We start from the raw sequence: 23,434 nt of genomic DNA on the forward strand, positions 1-23,434 counted from the left end.
GTCATTCGCGGGGCGTGCAATTGACGAAAGCGATAATCCCGCTTAGCCGCGATGAGGTGCGCTCCAAGTTCCCCCGCCAAAGGAGCCGCGTCCACGGACAGGCGTGGATGGCCGGCGTGCTTATGATGCGCGCCGCCCGACAAGGATGATCGAATGAGCGTGACGGTTGCCGCTGTCGTGTTGATGATGGGTTCCCCGGTTCCCGAAGCCGCGAACGCGACTTTGGGCGTGAATCCGACCCAGGCTTCCGTTGAAAGCGCCACGGCGCCGCAGGTGCCGGCCGACCCTCAAGCCGGCGCACCGGCGACGCCTGCTCCGACGCCGATCGTGCTGCCGACATTCGGCAGCACCCAGAGCGCGGAACCGCCGGTTACCTTCGATCCGGCGGCATCCTTGCCGACGCTTGCCCCTGCGCAACCCGCAGACGCGGACGCGGACGCGGACGCGGCCAACGACAATGCCGATTCCACGCTTCCGGGTTCGGAGATCGTTGTCCGCCACCGCAGGCCTTCGCCGGGTGACCCGCTGGAACACATCAACGCCGAATCGTTCAAGGTTGTGCAGGCGGTGGACCAGGCGGTGATCGAACCCGTCGCCAAAGTCTACAACAAGGGAATTCCGCGCCCGATCCGGCAGGGCTTGCGCAATTTCTTCAATAATTTCAACGAGCCTGTGGTGTTCCTTGCCTACATGCTTGAGTTGAAACCGGGCAAGGCGATGGAAACCGCCGGGCGTTTCGTGATCAACACGACGGTTGGCGTGGCCGGCTTCATCGACGTGGCCAAGCGCAAGCCGTTCAACTTGCCCTATCGCCCCAACGGCGTTGCCAACGTGCTCGGCTACTACGGCGTCGGCCCGGGGCCCTACATGTACCTGCCGCTTGTCGGACCGACGACGGTGCGCGACCTGATCGGCGATACGCTCGACAATCTGGTGCTGGCGCCCACGCTGATCGGCAAGCCGTTCAACAAGCCCGAAGTGGCGATCCCGATGAGCGTGGTGCGGCAGCTGGGCGAGCGCGGCGCGTTCGATGAAGAGATCAACCGGATCCGCAAGACGGACGATCCCTACGCGACCTATCGCGAACTCTACTTGCGGCAACGCCAGGCGGAAATCGACGCGCTGCATGGCCGCGTGACGCCGAATGTCGTGCCGGTCTACGGTCCGGGAATGAAAACCCCCGGCAAAAAGAAGAAGCACGACGTGGAGCCGGAGGCGGCACCGGAAACGCAGCAGCCTGCGCCGGCTTCTGCTGTGCCTGAGAGTGGGGCCGATTCCGGTTCAGTCGCCGTGCCCACGGCGACGCCGGCACCAACCGCACCCGAAGCGGCAGGGCAGGGCGCCGCACCCGTTGCGATCCCGGCCGCAACGCCGCAAGCCACGACCCAGCCCGAAACGCACCCCTGAGGCCACGCAAGGCAAACAAAAACGGCTTGCCGGCGTGGAATGCGCAGGCGCTGGTACATGGCGGCGCCTGCGCATTCGCTTCCGATCCGCTGTCGTCGATTTCCATGCTGGCTGCGTGAATGACGCCACCAAGGCGCCGTTCACAGGCCGCCAGATGCGTGAGCCTGACGGCGCTGCAGTACGAGGGCGGCCGAAGCGCCGCCCTCGCTACCGATTGCCTTATTCCGCCGCGATAGCGGGCGGTTCCTTTTCGTCATTGGCGGCCGTGCCCGGCGTGCCCAGCATGTTCATGCCCTTTTCGGAGAGCAACATGCCGATCAGCGCCTGCAGCGCGCCGCCGCCTTCGGCGCCCGCTGCGCCGCCGGTGTTGATCTGCACCCGGGGCACGATGTCCACGCCGGACTTTTCCAGCGCTTCGGCAAGGCGTTCGATCACCTGACGGGTCAGCTGGAACTGCGCACCGCCCGATGCGGCCGCCTGTTTCTCGATGGTTTCGGCAGTCGCAAGGCCGGTGCGGGTGATCTTTTCCGCTTCGGCGCCGGCGAGTGCCACGGTCTTGGCAGCCTCACCCTCGCCGACGATGCGGATGCGGTCGGCCTCTGCCTTGGCCAGCGTGCGGGTCTGTTCGGCTTCCTGCGTGGCGCGCTTCAGCGCCGCCTTGCCCTGGTTTTCCTGCACCGTGATCGACAGTTCGGACTCGGTGATCGAGGTCTGCTGATGCGCGCGCGCCTCCGCCTCGCGCAGCGCCTTTTCGCTTTCGGCGGCGATGCGCTGCTTTTCGTACGTGGTCACGCGTTCTTCGGCCACCTGGCGTTCGCGCAGCTGCTGCAGCACCTTCTCGATCTGGTCGTTGCCGGCGGTCGCGCGCGGGGTGCCGATCAGCACTTCCTGCAATTCCAGGTTATAGCCGCTGAACTTGGCGCGCATCTCGTCACCCGCCTGCTCCTGAATGTCGGAGCGTTCCTGCAGCAGTTCGATCAGCGTCTTCCTCTGGGCGACGTTCTTGAAATAGGCCGAAACCATCGGGTCCAGCGTCTGTTCGACCAGTTTCTTGATGTCGCCGAAGCGCTGGATCACCAGCGGCGCCTTGCGATAGTCGATATGGACCACGACCGAGAGCGGCAGCGTCGGTTCGAAGGCATCCTTGGTGATCAGCGAAACTTCGGACAGATTCTCGTCCAGCTTGTGCTGGCCGGTGGTGTCCTGATCCCACTTCAGAATGAAGTTGGTGGTCGGCACGATCACGATCTTGCCGGCATAAGTATTGAACGCATATTTGCCGGGCAGCAGCGGCTCGCTCCAGACGCCGCGCGTGCCGCGCGCGACCAGCTCGCCGTGGCGGTAGTCCTCGCCCGAGGTGTCCTGCCCGCTGACGCCGGTATAGCTGATGACGACGCCAACGTGGCCCACCTCGATCACCGTCTTGGCGACCATTTCCACGGTCGCGAACAGGCGGTTGATGAAGTAGCTGCCCTCGACAAGCACCTGCAACTGGCGGCCGCGACGGCCACCGGCGGCGATGAACTTTTCCGGATCCTGGAAGCTGTTGTGGAAGGTGGCGGCATCGGCCTGGCTGGTGCCCACTTCGGGCGCGATGATTTGGTCGGCAGTGAGTGCCGGGCCGTCATGCACGGTGACGATGCCGATCTGGTCGGACGAATCCTTGATCACCACTGCCTCGAACCCGCGGCGTTCCTCGATCACGGCCTGCATCTGCGCGAACAGGGCCGGATCGTTGCGTTCCAGCATCAGGCCGTAGATGTGCTCCCGCGTGACGATCACGAACTGGGCGAGGTTGATGGCATAGGTACCCTCGCGCAGGATGGTGCGCTGCGGGCCCTTCTGGCCGCCGCTGGAGAGGAAGTTGCGCACATCCAGGAAGTCTGCCGTGGCGGCATTGCTCGCCAGCGTCTGGGTGGGGCCCAGCGGCGCGCCGTCGCGCGCGAAGACGTAGCCGATCTGGCCCTGCGGGATCGTCACCAGCGGCTGGCTGTGGACGCGGTACTGGAACGGCACGAAGAAGTGATAGCCGCCGCGCAGCACGTCCGGCTGGTAGCCGGCTTCGCGGCTGAGCGCGATCAACCCGCCGGAGAGGGAGCCGTTGCGGCTCCACAGCTTCTCGACCACGGCGACGCGGTTGTTGCCGACATAGCGCACGCAGCGCGAGAGAACGAAAAGAAAGACGACGACGAGAGCCACGACAGCCGAGGCGCCGAGCACAAACATATTTGTCATCTGGGAATGGTGTCCTTGGGACCTGATACAAGCGCACGAAGTTGCGCTCGCGCCGATATTTACGCCTGTTCTCAAGCGTCCACCAGAGGAATAAAATTTGTTAACCGGGGAATTGCGCTAGCTGTGCAAGTGGGAGGGGCCGTAGCGTGCCTCGACATAGCCGGCGACTATCCTTGCTTGCGTCTCGTCCGCGCGGGCGTCTGCGGCGGCCAGTTCCGCCTGCGCCGATGCGATGTGCGCGATCGTGGCGGCGATCATCTCGGTCAGGGCAGGGCGGCGATCGGGCGCGGCGGTGGCAAGGGCGCGGGTGGACGACTCTACCGCCTCGGCCAGATCGCGAGCGAGGGCCTGATGGCGGGGATCGTCGTGGTTCCAGCGCGCTGCCGCGATTTGGCCGAGTGCTGCCTCCATGCACGGGTTGGGCAGGGCGCGGGCGGCGATCACGGCCTGCTGCAAGTCGCGTTCGGACCGGATGGCCGCCGCACGGGGATCGCGCGCTTCGCGGCCGGCGCGGCGGCGGCGCAGGAGCGGATCGATCAGCGCGGCAAGGCCGGTGGCGGCAATCGCGGTGGCCACATAGCCGCCCAGCAGCGCCGGGCTGACGCGTAGCGCCAGATGCAGCAGCGCCTCGGCGTCCGCAGGCCTCTCCCGAACGATCGCGGCAAGCATGGCCAGAAGATAGAACGGCAGCACGAAATGGAGAAACGCGCCGCCGATCAGCCGCCAGGGCAGGATGGGGGCGGAAGGCCGGTCAGAGGCTGAGGCGCGATCCTTGTGCACCCGTCTATTGTGCCACGGACCTAGAGGACAGGACAGGGGGCAGAGGCGCAGGATGAGGAAGGAAGGGGACCACCCCGGCCCGCGCCCATGCGCTGGACCGGGGTGGTGCTCGCATCAAGGCTTGGTCGGCGCCAGACGGGCCGCGCCGCCGCCGGGCAGGCTGACCTTGTAGGGCGTGACGTAGATATTGCCGGCCTGCTCGAAATCGGTCGAGACGATTTGCGCGCCGCTGGCGAGGGCGGCGGTGGCGCGGGTGCTGTCGTTGCTCTTCGCCTCGTACGTCTCGATGTCCGACCGGGTGCGGACCAGATAGCCCTGCGCCGTATACTTGCGGATTTCCGCCGCGCGGACGAGGGCGTTGTCGTACATCAGGAAAGCGGCGTGATCCTCGCCCGGTTCGGCGCGCAGGAAGGCGACCCGGCCCTTGAGCGAGGGGTGCCCGGCCAGGTAACCGGCGGCGCCTTCGGGGCCGTTGGCGGTGAGCATCAGGAACATCACCTTGCCGCGCGCCGCGCCCAGCTTCGGCCAGTTTCCGGCCAGAACTGCCGCATTGAGCGTCGGGTATTGGCCGCGCACGTCATCCGGCGTGACGATGCGGTCTCGCGGGAAGACCGAGAGAATCTCCTGATCGATCTCGTCGAAGCGCTGGGCAGTGAAGGGCACCGGCGGGGTGCCGTCGGCGAACAGGGGCAGGGCCTGGCTCTTGGCTTCCACCAGGATGAACAGCGGCACATGTCCGGGATGCGCGTCCGACCAGTCGCGGATTTCGTGCAGGCACTGGGTGAACAAGGCGCAGTGGCTGCGGAAATCGAAATCGGCGACGTGGAATACCTTGAAGCCCGGCTTGGCCAGCGATTCCCGGTCGAACGGCAGCAGGTGCTGCACGCCCTGTTTCACCAGCGCGCGATAGCCGGCGGGATCGAGGTAGTGGCCGCCGTCCGGATCGGGATTGATGTCCAGTTCCAGGCTGCGCAGGCCCAGGTCCAGCTGGCTGACCAGATCGCCGTGGGCATAGTTGAAGCCCTCGTCGATCGAGATCGGATTGGGGTGTTCTTCCTGAAACAGCGCGCGCTTTTCGGCGGGCATGGCGGCCATCATCGAAGACAGCTTGGAGAAGACCGGCGCCGCCATCTCTCGCAGGCGCGGATCGATCGGTTGGGAATAGCTGTTGTGGGTGCCCAGCACCTGAATGCGGTTGATCGGCAGATCGTCCGGCAGGGCAGGGGCGTCGCGGTCGTCCGGTTGTGCCAGCGCACCCGAAACGGGCACGGCGAGGGAGAGGGCCAGCGAGAGGGCCAGCTTGCGGTTGGTGCGGTTCATGGTTCTGCTCGTCCGGCTCAGAAGTTGACGTTGACGAAGCCGCCGGCGGTGCGGCGCGCGGCGGGCGAGGTGTAGTGGAGCAGGCCAAGCGCGCCGTAGACCTGGTATCCGGTCGAGAAATGCACATCGAACAGGTTGCGGGCATAGACGCCGAATTCGATGTTGCGGTTCGGCAGCGTGAACGTAAGCCGCGCGTTGGTGAGGCCGTAGGCCGGCACGTGCGAGTAGTCGGGCTGGCCCACCACGGTCCATGCCTCGCTGCGGTAATTGTATTCCACGTGGGCGCGGGCACCCAGGCCGCCGGCGAACTCATGCGCGTAATCGGCGCTGACGCTGGCCATCCAGTCGGGCGAGTTGGTGAGGCGGCTGCCAGTATAGTCGGTCGTCGCGTTGTAGACGTAGTCGGTGAACCAGGCGTCGGTATAGCCGAAGCTGCCGCCCAGCGTCAGGCCGTGCACCGGGATCACCGCGATCGTGCCTTCCACGCCCTGCGAACGCAGGCCGCCGGCGTTGCCGATGGCGGTGGCCTGCAGCGTGCCGCCGGCGCCGTCGGGGATTTCGGTGAGGATGGTGGTCTGGAAATCGGTGAAGTCCGAACGGAACACGTCCAGGTTCAGGCGCAGGCGATGGTCGAACCATTCGGTCTTCACGCCGGCTTCCCAGGCCTTCACGGTTTCCTTGCGATAGGGATCGTACTTGTTGCCCACGAAGGCGACGCCGCCCGGCTTGTAGCCGGTGGAGTAGGAGGCATAGACCATCGCATTGTCGGCAAAGTGCCATTCCGGCGCGATGCGGTAGGAGAAGTTGCTGCCGTTGACCTTGCCGTAGGAATAGATGGGCGAGGCGCTGGTGCCGAAGAACAGCGGCGTGTAATCCAGATACTTGCGCGGATCGACGTAGATGAAATCGAGCCGCTGGTCGTTCCAGTCCCAGGTCTGGCGGCCGCCGAAGGTGACTGAGAGGCGGGGGGAGATGTTGAACTTCAGCTGGCCGAACATCGCCGCCGTCTCGTTGTTGGCGGTGAACAGCGAGGCATTGGCATCGGGCTCGTCGCTGGCGCCGGTCAGCGCGTAGAGGAACGCCTTGCCCTTGCCGTTCGCGTCATAGAGCGGGGCGCCCAGCGTGGCCCACTGCACCTGCGTCTGGCGGGCGTGAAGCTGGTTGTAGAACGCGCCCACGACATATTCGACGAAGCCGCCGGTGGGCGAGGCCAGATGCACTTCTTCGCTGAACTTGTCGGTCTTCAGATCGCCGACGTTCACCGGGATATAGGCGTACTGGTCCAGCGGCAGCAGGTTGGCCGGGGTGGAGTTCCAATAGCCGGTGCGACGATAGGCGGTGATCGACTTCAACTCGTGGTCACCCACCTTGGCGGTCATGTCCAGCGATGCGCCCCATTCGCGGGTGTGGATCTCGCCGAAGGTGCCGTCTGCCGTGTCGGCGCTGTTCTGGCCGGGATAGACGCCCAGCGCGTTCAGCATGGCGGTGACGTTGGCCGGCTGGCCCGAGACCGGGGTGCGCACGCTGCTGTCCCAGTGATGGCCGTAGTCGGCGGACAGTACCATGTTGAAGCGGTCGCTGGGCTCGATCAGCAGGCGGGCGCGACCGCCGTAATCGTGGGTGGAGCCCACCTTGCGATCCAGCGTGACGTTGCGGCCGAAACCGTCCTGCGCCTGATCGAAGCCCGACACGCGCAGCGCGGCGATGGAGGTGAGCGGCACGTTGATCGTGGCGTTCAGGATGCGCTCGTCATGCTCGCCATAGCTGGCGCTGGCGCGGCCGGTGAACTGGCCCAATTCGGGGCGATGGGTGGAGACGGAGATCACGCCGGAGGTGGAATTCTTGCCGAACAGCGTGCCCTGCGGGCCCTTCAGCACGTCGATCCGGTCGATGTCGTTCAGGCCGATCAGGCCGTTGGCGCGCTGGCCGTCCATCACCACGCCGTCGACGATCACGTTCACCGACTTGGCATTGGAAAAGTCGAAGGAGGTCGAACCCACGCCGCGGATCTGGAACGCCGCGCCCTGGGTGGGATCGTACTGCACGCCGGGCACGACGTACTGCAGGTCGGTAACGTCGGTATAGCCGCTTTGCTTCAGTGCCTCGCCGGAAACGCTGGCGATGGAGATCGGCACGTCCTGGCTGCTTTCCTGGCGGCGCTGGGCGGTGACGACGATGGTCGAAAGCTGGTCGCTGCCAGCCTCGGCGGCGGTGTCCGCCTCTTCGGCGTGCGCGCCGGCAGCGAGCAGGGATGCGGCGGCGGTCGTCGCCAGCAGCATGGCGATCCGACGGCGCGCGGCGCGCCTGCTAAATTCCTGATGCATGACTCGTTACCCCAATCCAGCTTGATGCTGGGCGGGGGACTAGGAGCGTCCAATTGCAGATTTAAGACAAACGTACTGGATATATTTATGGAAAAAAAGTCATTTCAAGACGGATGTACCGCATTCGGAGGGTTCGCGAGATCAGTCAGGATTTCCTTGGCGCGCCACCCGCGCGGGGCATTGCGCAGGGTCGTCGTCGGCTCGGCCGCGATGGCAAAACCGTGGCCGATCATGGCCATGGTATAGGCCTGGCTCATTGCCCGATCGCCGTCCGGGCGGCCGATCAGCTGTTCGGAAATGACGGCGTGCACGTTCTCCGCCCGGCGGCGGCGCATGTCGATCGCGAAGGGGCGGAAGCGCTCGTCGCGCAGCGCGGCCAGCGCCATTTCATGCGTCAGCACAATCACTGCGTAGCCGGCCTCGGCATCCTCGTCCGTTCCAATCTCGCGCCGCATCCGCCGGTAGAGCGCTTCCACGCCGCCCAGCAGCAGGTCGCGCTGGGCCGGGAAATGGTGCGCCACGCTGGAGTTCGCGGTTGCCGCCTCCCGCGCGACGGCGCGGTGGGACAGGCCCTCGATCCCTTGCGCCAGGATCAGGTCAGCGATCTTCTCGGCAATCGCCGCCTTGTTGCCTTGCGGCGGTTCACCGGTCTCGATGGCGGCGCGGGCAGGCGTGGCCAGACGGTCCACCAGCGCCATGTGCCATGAGCTTGCCCCGCTGGCCGGCGCCTCGTGGAGGTCTCGCAAAAGCGCGCGCAGCGTCGATTGGCGGAGCAGGCGATAGTCGGTCTCGTCCGCCAGCAGGATCGAGAAGGGCCGTTCATCCAGGCAATAGCCGGCGATCCGGGTGGCGAGTTGATCGGCCTGCGGATGCTCGGCCAAGATTGTGCGCCAACGCTCGCGCAGCAGCGCGTGAAGCCGGTCGACATGCGGATGGCCGGCCGGTTCGCGCTGTACTTTCAGCAGCAGCTCAGCCCGGACCACCGCCGATGTCCGCCCGCCCAGCGCACAGTCGTCCAGCCAGGCCGTCACCAGATCGGCAAGGCATCCGGCGGCCAGCGCGTCGACCCCGGCCATGCTGCGTTCCCAGACGCTGCGTTCCTGCTCCGCCAGTGCCACCTCGCGCGCGGCGATGGCCTCCACCAGCGCGGCGCGGTCGCCGATGCGATAGCTGATGCTGCCCACCGATATCCCCGCACGTTCGGCAAGCGCGCGCAGGCTCAGTTCGGCAAGGCCGCGTTCGGCCACGAGTTCACGCGCCGCATCGACGATGGCCTCGGCATCGACGGTGGGCTGGCGTCCGGCGGCGGATCGGTTGGTACTCATCACCGCGAAGTCATAGGCGCGTTTCGGCCCTCGTCCAGTCTTGCTGTCCGCGCTCTTGAGCGACGCGAAAGAGTCATACGCGGTGCCTATGCGCGCACTCGTGACCGATGTCCTACCCAAGGCGTCCTTGCGAGTCTTCATGGCATCGCATCTGGCCAAGAACCTGCTGTGGTCGGGGGAGGATGCCTTCGCCTTCTACATTCTGGTGGTGGTGCTGCGGCTCGATCCGGTGCTGGCCGGGGGGCTGTTCCTGGCCGGTTCGGCGTGGAATGCGGTGGTCGATTTCGCCTGGGGGGCGGTGCTGGCGCATCGTCCGCAACTGGGGCGTTGGCTGCCGATCGTCACTGGCATCGCCGTGCCCGTCGCCTGCGTCAGCTTCGCGCTGCTGCCGATTAGCGGCAGCGTGGGCGTGGCGATGGCGCTGATCCTGGTGTTCCGGACCAGTTTCGCGCTGTTCGACGTGCCGCACAATGCGCTGAACATGCCGCTGGCGGAGCGGTACGGGCACCTGACGCTGATGCGCCTGCGCTCGATCGCGGCGGCAGCCGGTGCGCTGGTGGTGGCGGCGCTGGCCCTGCCGCTGATGCTGGTGACCGCCCCGTGGCTGCCGACCGCGCTGTTCGCGGGCATGGCGGTGGTGGCGTTCGTGGGCTTGCTGCCGATCCCGTGGATGCTGGCGCGGTTCTGGCGTGGGGCGTCGCCATCGTTCCATGTGCGCCCGCAATTTGCCGATATCGCGCGCGTGGCGCTGTGCGTGCTGCCGTTCTGTCTGGCGCAGATGCTGGGGGCGGGGGCACTGGGGGCCATCGGCAAGGGGCTGCTGCATCTGAAGATACGCACGCAATGGGTGCTGGCGGCGGCGCCTCTGGCGATCGGCATGGCCCGGCTGGCGGCGATCCCGGCGTGGAACGCCATCGCCCGGCGGCGCGGCATCGCGCAGGGGCTGTCGATCGCCTATTTCTGCATCGGTGCGGTGATCCTGCTGCTGCCGGTGGCGGTGGGGGGCGGACCGGTGGGTGCACTGATCGCCTTCGCCGTGTTCGGTGCGCTGGTCAGCGGCATCGCGCTGCTGGCCTGGTCCGGCTTTTCGCAACTGGTCGCGCATGAGCCGGCCATTCGCGGGCCGGGCGATTCCAGCCTTGCCTATGGCCTGTTCACCGCGACGTCCAAGATCGGGCTGGGCGCTTCTGCCTGCATTGCCGGAAACTGGCTGGAATCGCAGTCCGATGGGATCGCGCCGGACGGTTCCGCGCTCTGGCCGCTGGCGCTGGCGACGGCGGCGCTGTGCGCGGCCTGTTCGCTGGTTGCGGGCAGGCCGGTGCGGAAGATCGGGGGGCAGTCTGCGACAGCGCTTGGTTGAAAATTCTTTGGGAGCGAATCGGCGCCGCCAAATTCGCCTTCAGCGCATTTTCAAACAATCCTACCAGTAGCACTTCGCTCCTTCGAAATCGTCCAGCGCGCGGGCGGCGGATTTGACGAGGCGGCGCTTGCCTCCGCCGTCGATCAGGGCAGCGGCTTCCGGCAGGTCCGACAGGTCCAGTCGTTCCACCACGGCGGGCGCGGTGGCAAGGTCGTTCAGGGCGCCCAGTCGATCCTGCAGGCTTTCCAGCGCGTCCACGAAGCGTTCGCGGCGGTGCCGGGCCTGCTTGCGGGTGTAGAGCGTGGCGAAGAAATCCGCCGCATAGCGCATCTTCTTGGCCGCCTTGCGCGCCTTGTGCCGCGCCTCGTCATCCAGCTCCGCCAGATTGTGGCCGCGCTTTTTCAACACTTTGCGGCGATGGCGCAGCGCCTCGGCGGCGAATTCGCCTACCGGCTGGTCGCGCGCCTCGGCATTGCCGGGCCGCGCTGTCCAGTCGCCCACGGCGATCCATTCGGCCAGGTCGATCATCAGCGCGCGGCAGCGTTTCGACCGCAGGGTGATGCCCGCCCCGGCATAGGCGCGGCTTCTGGCGGCGATCAGACGGTCCAGCAGCGCCGCGTCCTTCGCCTCGCCGATCAGCACGTCCACCTCGCGGGCGGGGGCCAGCTTGGTGGCCAGCCAGCGCAGTTCGCGGCCGATTCGGGCCCCGGTGCGATCCTGCGCCAGCATGGACTTGTAGATCGACAGGGCCGAGCGCAGCCGCCGGATAGCCACCCGTGCCTGATGCAACGCGGCCGCATCGTCGTGGTCCAGGATGACCGGCAGGTTGCGATGGAACTGGTCGATGCAGGCGCCGGCGATCGCCTGGAAGGCCTGCCCCGCCGTCATCTCCGCGCCGAGTTCGACCCGCGGCGCCTTCACCGCGCGCGGTACCGGCCCCAGCAGCCGATAGCCGCGTTCGCCCTTGCTCAGCACGTTGATCCGCACCGGCGTGACCGCGTCGATCCGGCGGGCCAGATCGTAGAGCCCGGCCAGATCGCCACCCTTGCGTTCCAGTTCCACTTCGCAGATCGGCGTGGACCGATCCCCGGCGATGATCCGCCCGCGATCCAGCGCCACTTCCACGCCGTCCTGCATCCAGACGCGCCTGGCGTTCTCCACCGTGAATACGGGGGCGAGCAGGGCCGCCCGATCGCCCAGCAGGGCCGCGACCGGCGTATCGCCATCGATCACCGGACGATCGCCGGAAACCTCCTGCTCCCATTCGGAGCGGACCAGCATTCCCGCCGCCGAGCGATCGGCTTTCACCGTCTGCACGCGGCGCTTGCCGCTGCGGCGGATGCGCAAGGCCAGCCCGGCCTGCGAAAGATCATGCCCCGGCGTGTCGAAATAGACCGATTCCTGCCGCACTGCCGTGGGTGTGGAGGCGAACAGCCCGGCGCCTTCCAGCGCATCGGCACCGTCCGGCGTCAGCTCAAGCTTGAGTTCCTCTTCGTCGACCGCGTTCGTAGCCATGTTGGATCTCCGCCCTCTTGACAGAAATCATAGGGGAAACCGTCGCTTGTTGACAGTCCCGTGACGAAGGCGCCTCCACCCCTTCGTCACGGCCGGATGCCCTCGGTCAGGAGGCGGGCTTTTCCACTTTGCCCGCCTTCATCACGAAGGCCACGTGCTGCAGCACGCGCACGTCCTGCAGCGGATCGCCGTCTACCGCGATGATGTCTCCATAGCGGCCCGGTGCGATCGCGCCGAGGTCGGCGGTACGGTCCAGCGCTTCGGCGGCGTTGCGGGTGGCGGCCTGAATCGCCTCCATCGGCGTCATGCCCCATTCCACCATCTTGGCGAATTGCAACGCGTTGTCGCCGTTCGGGTAGACGCCGCCATCGGTGCCGAACAGCATCTTCACCCCGGCTGCGTGGGCGGCGCGGAAGGTCTGGCGCTGCTTCAGGCCGATGGCCTTTTCCTTGGCCAGGCTTTCGGCGAAGACGCCGTTCTTCGCGCCCTCGGCCAGGATGTAGTCATCGTCATAGATGTCCATGTCGAACCAGGCGCCGTGCTCCTTGGCCAGCTTGAAGCTGGCATCGTCCGCCAGGCTGGCATGTTCGATGGTATCCACCCCGGCGCGCAGGGCGGTGTTGATGCCATCGGTTCCGTGGGCGTGGACGGCCACGCGCATGCCCAGCATGTGCGCCTCATCCACGATCGCCTTGATCTCCTCATAGCTCAGCTGCTGCGCGCCCACCGAGTCCGTCTTCGACAGCACGCCGCCGGTCATGCAGACCTTGATGACTTCGGCGCCATACTTGCGATTGCGGCGCACGGCGGCGCGGAAACCGTCCGGTGTGTTGGCGATCTGGGGGGAGGGGACTTGGACCGAGGGCGGGAATTCGGTGCTGTCGCAATGGCCGCCGGTCACGCCCAGGGCATACGTGGCGGGCACGATGCGCGGGCCGGGGACATAGCCCTTTTCGATGCCCTGCTTCAGCGCGACGTCGTCATAGTTGGAAGAACCGACGTTGCGAACGGTGGTGAAGCCCGCGTCCAGCGTGCGCTTGGCATTGGCGACGCCGATCACCGTCCAGAAATTGTCGGTATATTCAAGGCCGTTGTAGCCGGAGATCGTCGGGTCGGAGGTGAGGTGGACGTGCATGTCGATCAGGCCCGGCACCAAGGTGCGGTCACCCAGATCGATGCGCTTGGCATCCTGGGGAACGGTATCGCCCTGACGGCCGACGCTGACGATGCGGCCATCGGTGACAACGACTTGCGGCTTGTCCACCGACTTGCCGGCCAGCACGTCGACCATGCGCGCGGCGGTGAGCACGACCGTTTCCGCATGAACCGCCGTGGACATCGCAACCGAGGCCAGCAGGGCAGCCACAGACAAACGCAAGCGCATCATCGTTCTCCGAAGAATGGGAAAAACACAAAGGATGGAAGCGCCCGGCGCGCGCGACCTGCGCCCCGAAACAATACCCCCGCCGCCGATAGAGCACAGACCGTCGGCCCCCGGCAAGAGGCGCGCCGATCGTCGCTGCGGACCCGCGCGGTGCGGACCCTTTGTCGGGCGTTTGCGGGGAGGGGATCTGCAAAGCGAAGGGCAAGATACGGTCCAAGTCGTGCGCCCGATTTGGCAGTAATTCCACCGGATGCCGTCAATCGTTTGCGCGGTACGAAGCGATGCGGGCAAGTGATCGTTTCCGCCTTGGCCGGCGCTATTGCGCGAGATGAAAGCCCTTATTTACCAATTGTTGCGCATACCATCCGGGGCGACATTTGGCGGTGGGCAAGCAGGGATGCGTACATTTGGCAGGCGATTGCCTGGAACGGTGGGGCTGCCGCCGGTTTCCGGGGCGGTTCCCGAACCGGCAGGCGTGTCGGAACGGCAGGCGGTCCGTCCGGCCGGCAGCAGCGGACCGGCTTCGGCCACGCAAGGCCGCGTCATGGTCCCGACCGTCGATGCCGCGTTCCGGCCGCTATCGGGCAATGCGTTCGCGGTGCTGGGGCTGCCGCTGGATGCCAACCAGGATCGCATCACGCAGCGGGTGGACGATCTGGCATTCGAGGAAGGGCAGGACGAAGCAGCATTGCAGGCGGCGCGGGCCAGCCTGTTTTCGGCGCGCGACCGGCTGGGGCAGGAAATCGGCTGGCTGCCGGAATGCACGGCGAACCAACAACAGGCCGCGATCGCGGCGCTTGGCCGGGGGGATGCGGCGGCGCTGCTGCACGTGGCCGGCCGGACCACGGGCCTGGCCGCGATCAACCTGTTCGAAGCCGGTGCGGACTTGCGCTCCATCGACGTGCAGCCGGCCTTCGATCTTATCGAGACGATTGCCCGGTGGGAGCCGGAAACCACGCTGAACGTGCTGGACGAGGCGCGCGGGCGGGGTGGCTATCGGCCGATCGATCTCGATCAGTGGGAACGGGCCGTGACCGCGCGGCTGGGCGATGCGGCGGCGCGGCTGGGGCCGCTGATTGCCGCGTCTCCCGAAGGCCGCGCGCGCCTGACGGGCACCGTGCACCGTTCCGCGCAGCCGGGATCGACGCTGGCCTCGTTCCTGGAAGCATTGCAGAGCGCCTATGCCGCCGCGATCCAGGAACCGCTGGGCCGGCTGGAGATGCGCATCCAGACCAGCGTCGCGCTGATCGATGCCGATCCCGCCAATGCGATGCAGATCAACAGCCTGATCGCCGCGCTGAACCAATGGTCCGCCTATCGCCGGCCGATCCAGGTGATGGAAGCGGCGCGCGCGCTGGATGATGGGGAGTCGGCGCGGATCTTCGATTCCCTGCTGGGGCTGACGATCAAGATCGCCAATACCCACGATCAGCAGGCGGTGGCGCTGCGATTGGCGGAAGCGTTGCTGGATGCGTTTGCGCACCTGCCGCAGCAGCGCAAGCGGCTGGAGCAGCAGATGCCCGTGCTGCTGGGCAATGTGGCAGTCCAGCGCCTGACCGAACTGGGTGAGCGCATTGCCCGGCAGCGCAGCCGTTTCGTTGCGCAAGTGAAGAGCGGCCGGATGGGGCCAAAGGCCAAGGGCCTTGCGGCCGAGCTTGTCGAATGCTTCGACGCGACGCTCGAGGCCGCCGAAGGGAAGCGGGTAGCCCCTTTCCAACTGGCCCGTGCGATCATCATCGCGACGTACAACGCGACGCGGGACCGGCAGTGCGCGACGATCTTGTTCAGATGGCTGCTGGACCAGGATCCGCCTGAAACGGTCCGCGACCTGTTGAAGCAGGATCTGAATCGGTTGACTGCCGGGGTGACAGGCTGGGCAGTCGGCATTGCCAGCATTGTTCTGCTGCTGATGCGCTGCAGCGAACACCGCAATGTGCCGCTGCGCACGGTACCGGCGGCGCCAACCTCGTCTGGCGCGGCATTTGGGGGCGCGGCAACCGGGGCTGCGTCAACGGGGGGTGCGCCATCCGGCGGCTCGGCGCGCGAGCAGGCGTCGGATGCATCGGGCTCCGCGGCGGAGGCGCAGGCGAATGCGCGGGCGGAGGAGCTTGCCCGCGTGCGCGAGCAGATCCGCCAGTCGAATGCGGAGGCCGAACGTGTCCGCGCCGCCAACGATGCGGCGCGCGCGAAAGGGATGCGCCGCGAGTGGGAGGAGCCACGGCCCCGGCCCACATGGAGCAGGGGATATGGCTACGGCGACGGCGGTTACGGACCGCCCAACGGCGCGACCAGCACCACAAGTACCATCTCGACGAGCAGCACCGCTCAGGGAGGAAAGCCATGACCGAAGCGGCAGCCGAACGGCCGCAGGATAGCCGCCGTACGCTGGCGGAGGTGGCCAGCCTCGCCTGGAAACTGGCCGATGCGCTGGCGGGGGAGCTGGAACAGGCCCCGCCCTCGCGCACGCAGGCCGGGCAGGCGATGCTGCGCTTCGCCGGGCGTCGGCTGGATACGCTGCTGGCGCAGGGTGATCTGCGACTGGTGACGTTCGACGGCCAGGACTGGGGTGCCCAGATCCCGGCCAATCCGATCAATCCCGACGAAGTGGAAGGCTGCGAAACCGTGGCCGTGGACCGCACCGTCGAACCTACCATCCTGTGCGGGACCGACGTCGTGTTGCCCGGCCGGATACTCCTGAGGAAAGCCTGACATGTATCTGGGTATCGATCTCGGCACGTCCAATTCGGCCATCGTCGGCCATCAGGAGGGACGACTGACGCTGTTCAAGGCGGTCAGCGGGGAGGATGTGCTGCCTTCGGTGGTGATGCGCGATCGCACCGGCAGCCGCTATGTGGGCAAGCGCGCCTACGATCAGCTTCAGGTGTCGCCGCAAGGGATCGCCGCGCGCTTCAAACGCCTGCTGGGTACCGATACCGCGCTGCCGTTCGGCACCGAAGACGAGACGATCACGCCGGAGGATGCCAGCGCCGAAGTCCTGCGCCAGCTGCTGAAACAGGCGCGGATGCGCGTGGGCGATGCGGCGGTGGAGGGCACCGTGATCACCGTGCCCGCCGCGTTCAACCAGATGCAGTCCGAAGCGACGATTCGCGCTGCGCAGGCTGCCGGGCTGGACCGGGTAGGGCTGCTGCAGGAACCGATCGCCGCCGCGCTTGCCTGTCTGGAGCGTCCGGGCACGCGCAGCGGGCTGTTCCTGATCTACGATCTTGGCGGCGGCACCTTCGACGTGGCGCTGGTGCGCGCGGTGGAGGGCTCTGTTTCCATCGAGGCGCATGAGGGCATCAACATGCTGGGCGGTAGCGATTTCGACCGGATGCTGATCGATCGCATGGTGCGCCCGTGGCTCTTGGCCAATTTCACCCTGCCCGAAGATTTCCACCGCCGCCCCGAATTCCGCCGCCTGCTGGCACTGGCGACCGCCAATGCGGAACTTGCCAAGATCGAACTGTCCTTCGCCGAGCAGGCGATCGTCTTCGTGTCCGACCATGATGCGCGCACCAACGATCTGGACGGGCGGCCGATCTATCTGGAGATCGTGGTTTCCCGCGCCGAACTGGAAGCGCTGGTGGCAGAACGGATCGAGCGATCGGTCGAGCTTTGCCGCAAGGTCGTGGCGGACAATGGCTATGCGCCTTCGGACATCGATCGCGTGGTGCTGATCGGCGGGCCGTCGCGGATGCCGATCGTGCGCCGGCTGGTTCCGACCGGGCTGGGCATTGCCGCCGATCTGGAGATCGATCCGATGACCGCCGTGGCGCGCGGCGCGGCGATCTATGCCGAAGGGCGCGACTGGTCGGGCAGCGAAGGCGGCGGTTCCGCCGGGAAGCAGGGCCGCCTTCAGGAGGCGGCGGGCATCGGCGTTTCCTACGACTACGAAGCGCGCACCTTGCGCGATCGCGGGCGCATCCGCGTCACCGCGCAAGCCGATGGGGCAGAGGGCCTGCGCGTCTCCGCCCTGGCCAGCGACGGGCGCGACTATGGCGAGCGGCTGGTGAGCGAAAGCCCGGTCTTCTCGATCCAGCTGGGTGAAGGCGAAACCCGCGTGCGCATGACGGTGACCGATGCCGGCGGCCGGCCGGTGGCCGATGCCTGCCGCGAACTGACGATCACCCGCGTGGTGGCCGTGGCAGCCGGCGCGCCGTGTACCAGCACCATCGCGGTGAAAGTGGAGGACAGCGACGGGGTGCGCACGATCAACGTGCTGGAACCGCTGGTGACCAAGGGCGAGACTCTGCCGCGCCAGGGCACCAAAGTCCTGCGCGCCGCGCGCAAGATCGATCCGGGCGCGGCCGAGTGGATCGATATCGAACTGTTCGAACAGGCAGAGGGCGTGCCCGAGCCGGAGGCCAATCTGCTGGTCGGCTCCTTCCGCCTTTCGGGCGAGGATCTGCCCGCCTACAGCCGCGCTCTGGCACCAGGCGAGCAAGTGGTGCTGCACTGGTCGGTGGACGACAGCCAGCTGATCCGCTGCTCCATCGAATTGCCCGATCATGGGCTGCACTTGCGCGATCACAGCTTCTATATCGAAGACCTTGGCCGGGTCGATTTCGCCGCACGCGGGCGGGGCTATGCCACCGAGGCGATGGGCGCGGTCAATCTGCGGATAGACGGCGCGCGCGACGTGTTGGCGCGCCATGCGCCGGATTCCCTGCAAGACCTCTATGGCCGGATTCACGAACAGTTCGATCGGCTGGAGATCACTGCCGATGCCGATGGCTTCCGCTCCATCGCGGAAGAGGCGCGGCTGATCGGGCAGGATCTGTCACGTCTGCTGCACCGCCCCGAACTGCGCGCGGCCGTGCTGCGGCACGAACTGGATGAGGCGGATCGGTCAGTCCGCACCCTTTCCGCCATCCTCTCGCCGGGGGACATGGCGGAAGTGGCCGGCCATCGCGCCACCGCGCTTCAGGCGATCGCCGATGCCCGCTTCCAGATCGCGCGCCGCGCGATCGAAGCGATTGAAAAGCTGCGCGCGCGTGCGCTGGTTGCGCAGCCTGAATTCGTCGTCGGTCAGTTTCGCTGGCTCTGCGGTCAGCGCCACGCGGCGGTGGACCAGGCCCGCTTCGAACTGACCGCCCGGCGCGGCGAAGCGGCGCTGGCGGCAAACGACGCGCAGGCCTTGCGGCAGGTGGTTGGCGAGCTTTACGGCCTTTTGCCCTCCCGCGTGGAAAGCGGCGACGTGTCGGCCCTGGCCGGTCTGCGCCGCTAAGGTCAGCCCAATCGCGTCAGGGCAGCCGGGTGACCAGCAGCGGCATCCGGCTTCACCGGCTACATCGCCAGCGACGCGGCCTCGGTCGCGCACGTTTCGGTCGCCGGCGGTGCGGGCCGGTTCTGCCGCGCCAGCTCGGCGCGCGCCGCCGCCAGATCGGCCTGGAAAGCGCGGTCCGCATGAAGGCGCGCCACGGCTGCCGCCGCGATCACGCGCCCGGCATCGACGTCGCTGGCCCAGTGCGCATTGCAGACCAGACGGCTTTCCCCGAAGTCGCGACCGCGCTGGAGGATCGCGTCGGTCCGATCGGGCACCAGTTCGACCAGGATCAGCGCCCAGCCCCAGCCCAAGGCACTATGGCCGGAAGGGTAGGATCCATCCTGCCGCAGCGCCGCTTCGTCGGCCGGCAGGCAGGTGCCGTTATCATGCGCCACGAAGGGGCGGACGCGCTGGTAATGCGTCTTGGCCTTGTAGGTCGAAAGGCCGATGTCGATCATCGCCTTGCCCAGCAGGCGATAGAGCACCGGCGTCTGCTTCGGATCCGGCGTGACCCCGGCCGCGCAGGCAAAGGTCTGCAGTGCGTGGGCAGGCTTCAGGTCGGCATCGCTGGCCGCCTGGACGAAGCGCGGCGTGCCGGCGGCGCGGGCGGTGGCTTTGCTGACTTCCTCGTCCCGCGCAAAGGCGGCCGATCCCGCCGCAGGCGGCGGCGGCAGCAGGGCAAGACTGTCGGGCAACTGGTCCGGCGGTAGATAGCCCTTGGGCATGTTGGCCGGCAGCTTGGCCGCGATGGACGGCGTCAGCGTCGGCGCCGTGGACCTGGTCTGCTCGTTGGCGGCCTGTCCGTCGGTGGCCTGTCCATTAATGGACTGCCCAGGTGCGCCGGACGCGGCGGCGATCGTGAAGATCGCAGCCGCCCCCAGGGTAACCGGCAGCGTCAACCTGCCTCGTCGCACCGTCAGCTGGACCCGGCGGCGGCGTCGGCCATCTTGGCGACCGCGTCGTCGATGGTGAAGCTGTTCGGCCGCTGCACCGGCGGAAAGTCCTTGAAGCTGTCCGCAAACATCGCGGCACCGGCTTGTGCCGCGTAGATGAAATAACCGTTGTGCAGGAACCAATCGTAATACGTGTTCGAAGTGATGTCCGCGAACTCGTAGGGGTCGGTGCGCAAGTTGAAGATTTTGGGAACTCGCAAGCGAGTGAACGGCTCCGCCCAGACCTGCATTGTGCCCTTGCAGCGCTGCTCCATGAAGGTGATCTTCCAGTTGTCGTAGCGCATCGCCAGGATGTCGCCATCGTCGCTGATGTAGAAGAAGAAGTTGCGCGGGCTCTTCTCTTCCTTGCCGGTAAGGTGGCCCAGCAGGCTCATCCCGTCGATGTGGTTCTTGTAGGTTCTGCCGATCGCCGGATATCCGGTCTTCAGCTTGTCCACCACGTCGGGCGCACCGGCCATTTCCAGGAAGGTGGGCAGCCAGTCGTGATGCTGCACGATTCCGTTGGAGACGGAGCCCGGCTCGATCTTGCCCGGCCAGCGGACGATCATCGGAATCCGGAACGCGCCTTCCCAGTTGGTGTTCTTTTCGCTGCGGAACGGGGTCATGCCGCCATCGGGCCAAGTGTTGCGGTGCGGCCCGTTGTCGGTCGAATACATGACGAAAGTGTCGTCTGCGATGCCCATTTCATCGAGAGCGTCCAGCATCTGGCCGACGTTCTTGTCATGGTCGATCATCGTGTCGTGATAGTCGGACTGCCAGCGGCCCGCCTGCCCCTTGCTCTCTGGCTTGGGGTGCGTGAACAGGTGCATGTGCGTGGTGTTCAGCCACACGAACCAGGGCTTCCCCTCGGCCTCCTGCTTTTTCATGAATGCGAGCGCGGCGGCGACGAATTCATCGTCGCAGGTTTCCATGCGCTTCTTGGTCAGCGGGCCGGTATCCTCGATCTTCTGCTTGCCGACGCGGCCCCAGCGCTCCATCTCGGTGGGATCGTCCTTGTCGGTCGCCCAGCTGTGGATCACGCCGCGCGGGCCGAAGCGTTGCTTGAACTTCGGGTCCTGGGGATAGTCCTCCATCTCCGGCTCCTCCTCGGCATTGAGGTGGTAGAGGTTGCCGAAGAATTCGTCGAAACCGTGATTGGTGGGCAGCATGTGGTTCAGGTCGCCCAGGTGGTTCTTGCCGAACTGCCCGGTGGCATAGCCCTGTTCCTTCAGCAGCGCCGCGATGGTGACGATCTTCTCGTTCATGCCGATCGGTGCGGCGGGAATGCCCACCTTGGACAGGCCGGTGCGCAGCACGCTCTGCCCGGTGATGAAGGACGACCGGCCGGCGGTGCAGCTCTGTTCGCCATAGCTGTCGGTGAACATCATGCCTTCCTTGGCAAGGCGATCGATGTTCGGCGTCTCATAGCCCATCAGCCCGCGCGTATAGCAGCTGAGGTTGCTGATCCCGATATCGTCACCCCAGATGACCAGAATGTTCGGCTTTCCATTCGGCATGGCATCGTCCTTTGCTGAAAGAATGCGGCATGGTCGAAGTTCGGCCCCCGATTATCTATCGGGGATTACCCTATCCATTCGCCCGGGATTTCTTCGATAGGCAGGCGAAACGCTTTGTCCGTTGGCGCGCGATTGCCGGAAAGACTCACTTGCGCGGCGCGGCACCGGGGTTGATCGGGGACGATTGCTTCAACTGGTTCAGACCTTCGGCGCTCAGCTTCGCCCAGCGTTCGAACAGGTTGCGAAAGTCTTCGTAATTGCTGGCCCGGTTGCGCAGATAGGGGCGCATATCCTCCATGACGCGCGCGTCCACGGCCCGCCCCAACAGTGCATTCGTGGCGGAATCGCGGGCCTCCACCACCAAGGTGCCGCCGCCGGCGTCCTTGCTGAAGGTCCATTCCATGCCGGCGCTCATCGTATCCGGGGCCACGACGTCGAGATTGACGACCGCCGTCGAAATCCGCAGCACGTCCGGCCCTGCCTGCGTCACCACCTGATAGCCGGCCTTCTGGTAGGCATCGACGAACACCGTGTGAAAGCCGGTCTTGGCCTGTTCCAGAATGTCGCGCACCTGCGAGTTGGATATGCTCTGCGCGGGATCGCTGGCGGGGCCGTGTTCCCGTTGCCAGTCCTTGCGGAAGGCGATCTCGGGCGGATCGATGATCACTTTCGTGTAGACGCGAAAGTCGGCGCCGGGCAGCAGATAGACTTCCTGCACCTTCTTCGACTTCACATGGGACAGTCCATCCCAGGTGGCCGGCGGCGCGGCGGCGGACGCCGGTAGGGCCAGCGCCAGAGCCAGCGGCAGGATGAGTGACCGGCAAAGTCTTTGCTGCATAGGTTCCTCCTCTCCAGGGTCTGGTCGAAACCTAGGCGCCGCGGCGTTGCTCGCCCATCGGGTACAAACCCGGCTTTGGACGGGAGATTCCCTCCCCCCCGTAAGCGCGTTGTCGAAATCGGGGGTAAACCCCGATTCAGGCCGCGCGTCCTGTCCTGCACATTCGGGGTGAGGAATCAGGGCAGGAGCAGGCTATGGCCGTGGGTTTGAAGCATCGCCGGGCAGCGGCGCCCATCATCACTGTCGCGGCGCTGGCCGGGTTCTGCATGGCCGGCACGCCGGCACAGGCGACCGAGGGCGGGGCCAGCATCTATCTTCTGGGTTCGGGCGGCGCCGATGCCGCGGTGCAGCCGCCGGTCGAGGGCGTCTACATCGACAGCACTTATTACGTCTATGACGGCAGCGTCGATGCGGACAAGAACCTGGTGGTCGGCGGCAAGGTCGCCGCCGGGCTGAAGAGCACGATCGTCGCCCAGTTCGTCACCCTGCTGTGGGTGCCCTCCACCAATTTCCTGGGCGGCACCCTGGCACTGGGGCCGGCGCTGCCGGTGGCAGCGCCCATGGTCAATGCCGACATCTCGGTAACCGGGCCGTTGGGCAACAGCATCTCCCGCACGGTGCGCGACAGCACGCTGACGGTGGGCGATCCGCTGATGAACGCCTCGCTCGGCTGGACCTGGGACAAGCTGCACCTGACCGCCAGCGGCTTCGTCAACATCCCGGTCGGCCACTATCGCGAGGATCAGCTGGCCAACATCTCGTTCCACCGCTGGGCGGGCGATGCCTCGCTGGCGGCCAGCTGGCACGATACCCAGTCGGGCTGGGACGTTTCGGCCAAGGCCGGCGTGACGTTCAACGGCAACAACGACTATACCGACTACAACAGCGGCAACAACTTCCACCTGGAAGGCGCGGTGGAGAAGACCTTCTCGCCCAAGTTCTCCGCCGGCGTGCAGGGCTACTGGTACAAGCAGATCAGCGCCGACACCGGCGCGGGCGCCAAGCTGGGATCGTTCGAGGGCGAAGTGGCGGCGCTGGGCGGAACCCTTGCCTACAACACCGTGCTGGGCCGCAGCCCCACGACCTTCCGCCTGCGCGTGCTGCAGGAATTCGACGCCAAGCGCCGCCAGGAAGGCACCGTCGCCATGTTCAGCGTCACCGTGCCGCTCAAGATGAACCTGCCCCCCCAAGCCGAACAGCCGGCCCAGTAGAGGAAGGAGGCGGGGTAACG

The 23,434-nt window shown here is 66.4% G+C and carries 16 protein-coding genes; 6 read left to right on the top strand and 10 right to left on the bottom strand.

Going from position 1 to position 23,434, the window contains the following annotated elements; translation table 11 throughout:
• Window positions 1-153: 153 nt before the first annotated feature.
• The gene (locus tag WBP06_RS26155) at window positions 154-1,407 is read left to right on the top strand and encodes a VacJ family lipoprotein (RefSeq protein ID WP_395335422.1); all 1,254 of its coding nucleotides are present in this window, start codon (window positions 154-156) and stop codon (window positions 1,405-1,407) included.
• Window positions 1,408-1,626: 219 nt separating this feature from the next.
• On the opposite strand, the gene WBP06_RS26160 is transcribed toward WBP06_RS26155, so the two are convergent.
• The 5 genes from WBP06_RS26160 to WBP06_RS26180 all read right to left on the bottom strand — a co-directional run bounded on the left by WBP06_RS26160 (window position 1,627) and on the right by WBP06_RS26180 (window position 9,391).
• Window positions 1,627-3,642 carry an SPFH domain-containing protein gene (locus WBP06_RS26160; protein WP_395335424.1) on the bottom strand — a complete coding sequence of 672 codons (2,016 nt, stop codon included), beginning with the start codon at window positions 3,640-3,642 and terminating at the stop codon, window positions 1,627-1,629.
• Window positions 3,643-3,759: 117 nt separating this feature from the next.
• The gene (locus WBP06_RS26165; RefSeq protein WP_395335426.1) at window positions 3,760-4,422 is read right to left on the bottom strand and encodes a hypothetical protein; all 663 of its coding nucleotides are present in this window, start codon (window positions 4,420-4,422) and stop codon (window positions 3,760-3,762) included.
• Window positions 4,423-4,536: 114 nt separating this feature from the next.
• The gene (locus WBP06_RS26170) at window positions 4,537-5,742 is read right to left on the bottom strand and encodes a Ca2+-dependent phosphoinositide-specific phospholipase C (RefSeq protein WP_395335428.1); all 1,206 of its coding nucleotides are present in this window, start codon (window positions 5,740-5,742) and stop codon (window positions 4,537-4,539) included.
• A gap of 17 nt (window positions 5,743-5,759) precedes the next feature.
• Window positions 5,760-8,066: a TonB-dependent receptor gene (locus WBP06_RS26175; protein ID WP_395335430.1), complete on the bottom strand. Its 2,307-nt coding sequence runs from the start codon at window positions 8,064-8,066 to the stop codon at window positions 5,760-5,762.
• A 104-nt stretch (window positions 8,067-8,170) separates the two neighbouring features.
• Complete coding sequence (locus tag WBP06_RS26180) at window positions 8,171-9,391, bottom strand: TetR family transcriptional regulator (protein WP_395335432.1); 1,221 nt, start codon at window positions 9,389-9,391, stop codon at window positions 8,171-8,173.
• A gap of 139 nt (window positions 9,392-9,530) precedes the next feature.
• Between WBP06_RS26180 and WBP06_RS26185 the strand changes: the two genes are divergently transcribed.
• A complete protein-coding gene (locus tag WBP06_RS26185; RefSeq protein ID WP_395335434.1) occupies window positions 9,531-10,751 on the top strand; it encodes an MFS transporter in 1,221 nt (406 codons plus the stop codon).
• 60 nt (window positions 10,752-10,811) lie between these two features.
• On the opposite strand, the gene WBP06_RS26190 is transcribed toward WBP06_RS26185, so the two are convergent.
• Together WBP06_RS26190 and WBP06_RS26195 are read right to left on the bottom strand one after the other, a co-directional pair.
• Entirely contained in the window at window positions 10,812-12,266 is a 1,455-nt protein-coding gene (locus tag WBP06_RS26190; RefSeq protein WP_395335436.1) for a CHAD domain-containing protein, read from the bottom strand.
• Window positions 12,267-12,372: 106 nt separating this feature from the next.
• Window positions 12,373-13,653: an amidohydrolase family protein gene (locus WBP06_RS26195; RefSeq protein ID WP_395335438.1), complete on the bottom strand. Its 1,281-nt coding sequence runs from the start codon at window positions 13,651-13,653 to the stop codon at window positions 12,373-12,375.
• A 394-nt stretch (window positions 13,654-14,047) separates the two neighbouring features.
• Between WBP06_RS26195 and WBP06_RS26200 the strand changes: the two genes are divergently transcribed.
• From WBP06_RS26200 to WBP06_RS26210, 3 genes are read left to right on the top strand one after another with little or no spacing between them, the layout of a single operon-like run.
• Window positions 14,048-15,994, top strand: coding sequence for a hypothetical protein (locus tag WBP06_RS26200; RefSeq protein WP_395335441.1), 1,947 nt, complete (start codon window positions 14,048-14,050; stop codon window positions 15,992-15,994).
• Window positions 15,991-16,359 carry a hypothetical protein gene (locus tag WBP06_RS26205; RefSeq protein WP_395335443.1) on the top strand — a complete coding sequence of 123 codons (369 nt, stop codon included), beginning with the start codon at window positions 15,991-15,993 and terminating at the stop codon, window positions 16,357-16,359. The genes WBP06_RS26200 and WBP06_RS26205 overlap by 4 nt, the downstream gene beginning before the upstream one ends.
• Before the next feature lies 1 nt (window position 16,360).
• A complete protein-coding gene (locus WBP06_RS26210; RefSeq protein WP_395335446.1) occupies window positions 16,361-18,877 on the top strand; it encodes an Hsp70 family protein in 2,517 nt (838 codons plus the stop codon).
• 59 nt (window positions 18,878-18,936) lie between these two features.
• Here the strand turns inward: WBP06_RS26210 and WBP06_RS26215 are convergent, their stop codons facing one another.
• The 3 genes from WBP06_RS26215 to WBP06_RS26225 form a co-directional block, all read right to left on the bottom strand.
• Window positions 18,937-19,815 carry a phosphatase PAP2 family protein gene (locus tag WBP06_RS26215; protein ID WP_395335449.1) on the bottom strand — a complete coding sequence of 293 codons (879 nt, stop codon included), beginning with the start codon at window positions 19,813-19,815 and terminating at the stop codon, window positions 18,937-18,939.
• 17 nt (window positions 19,816-19,832) lie between these two features.
• Complete coding sequence (locus tag WBP06_RS26220) at window positions 19,833-21,365, bottom strand: arylsulfatase (protein ID WP_395335451.1); 1,533 nt, start codon at window positions 21,363-21,365, stop codon at window positions 19,833-19,835.
• A gap of 145 nt (window positions 21,366-21,510) precedes the next feature.
• The gene (locus WBP06_RS26225) at window positions 21,511-22,203 is read right to left on the bottom strand and encodes a DUF3313 family protein (RefSeq protein WP_395335453.1); all 693 of its coding nucleotides are present in this window, start codon (window positions 22,201-22,203) and stop codon (window positions 21,511-21,513) included.
• A 194-nt stretch (window positions 22,204-22,397) separates the two neighbouring features.
• Between WBP06_RS26225 and WBP06_RS26230 the strand changes: the two genes are divergently transcribed.
• Window positions 22,398-23,414, top strand: coding sequence for a transporter (locus tag WBP06_RS26230; RefSeq protein WP_395335455.1), 1,017 nt, complete (start codon window positions 22,398-22,400; stop codon window positions 23,412-23,414).
• The last annotated feature ends 20 nt before the right edge of the window (window positions 23,415-23,434 follow it).

Origin of the sequence: Novosphingobium mississippiense, from assembly GCF_044029535.1 — a bacterium.
GTDB lineage: Bacteria > Pseudomonadota > Alphaproteobacteria > Sphingomonadales > Sphingomonadaceae > Novosphingobium.

What these genes read in the sequence shown, in the direction of transcription:
- WBP06_RS26155 (WP_395335422.1), top strand. Translation starts at nt 154, where the DNA reads ATGAGCGTGACGGTTGCCGCTGTCGTGTTGATGATGGGTTCCCCGGTT.
- WBP06_RS26160 (WP_395335424.1), bottom strand. Translation starts at nt 3,642, where the DNA reads ATGACAAATATGTTTGTGCTCGGCGCCTCGGCTGTCGTGGCTCTCGTC.
- WBP06_RS26170 (WP_395335428.1), bottom strand. Translation starts at nt 5,742, where the DNA reads ATGAACCGCACCAACCGCAAGCTGGCCCTCTCGCTGGCCCTCTCCCTC.
- WBP06_RS26175 (WP_395335430.1), bottom strand. Translation starts at nt 8,066, where the DNA reads ATGCATCAGGAATTTAGCAGGCGCGCCGCGCGCCGTCGGATCGCCATG.
- WBP06_RS26180 (WP_395335432.1), bottom strand. Translation starts at nt 9,391, where the DNA reads ATGAGTACCAACCGATCCGCCGCCGGACGCCAGCCCACCGTCGATGCC.
- WBP06_RS26185 (WP_395335434.1), top strand. Translation starts at nt 9,531, where the DNA reads ATGGCATCGCATCTGGCCAAGAACCTGCTGTGGTCGGGGGAGGATGCC.
- WBP06_RS26190 (WP_395335436.1), bottom strand. Translation starts at nt 12,266, where the DNA reads ATGGCTACGAACGCGGTCGACGAAGAGGAACTCAAGCTTGAGCTGACG.
- WBP06_RS26195 (WP_395335438.1), bottom strand. Translation starts at nt 13,653, where the DNA reads ATGATGCGCTTGCGTTTGTCTGTGGCTGCCCTGCTGGCCTCGGTTGCG.
- WBP06_RS26200 (WP_395335441.1), top strand. Translation starts at nt 14,048, where the DNA reads ATGCGTACATTTGGCAGGCGATTGCCTGGAACGGTGGGGCTGCCGCCG.
- WBP06_RS26205 (WP_395335443.1), top strand. Translation starts at nt 15,991, where the DNA reads ATGACCGAAGCGGCAGCCGAACGGCCGCAGGATAGCCGCCGTACGCTG.
- WBP06_RS26210 (WP_395335446.1), top strand. Translation starts at nt 16,361, where the DNA reads ATGTATCTGGGTATCGATCTCGGCACGTCCAATTCGGCCATCGTCGGC.
- WBP06_RS26220 (WP_395335451.1), bottom strand. Translation starts at nt 21,365, where the DNA reads ATGCCGAATGGAAAGCCGAACATTCTGGTCATCTGGGGTGACGATATC.
- WBP06_RS26225 (WP_395335453.1), bottom strand. Translation starts at nt 22,203, where the DNA reads ATGCAGCAAAGACTTTGCCGGTCACTCATCCTGCCGCTGGCTCTGGCG.
- WBP06_RS26230 (WP_395335455.1), top strand. Translation starts at nt 22,398, where the DNA reads ATGGCCGTGGGTTTGAAGCATCGCCGGGCAGCGGCGCCCATCATCACT.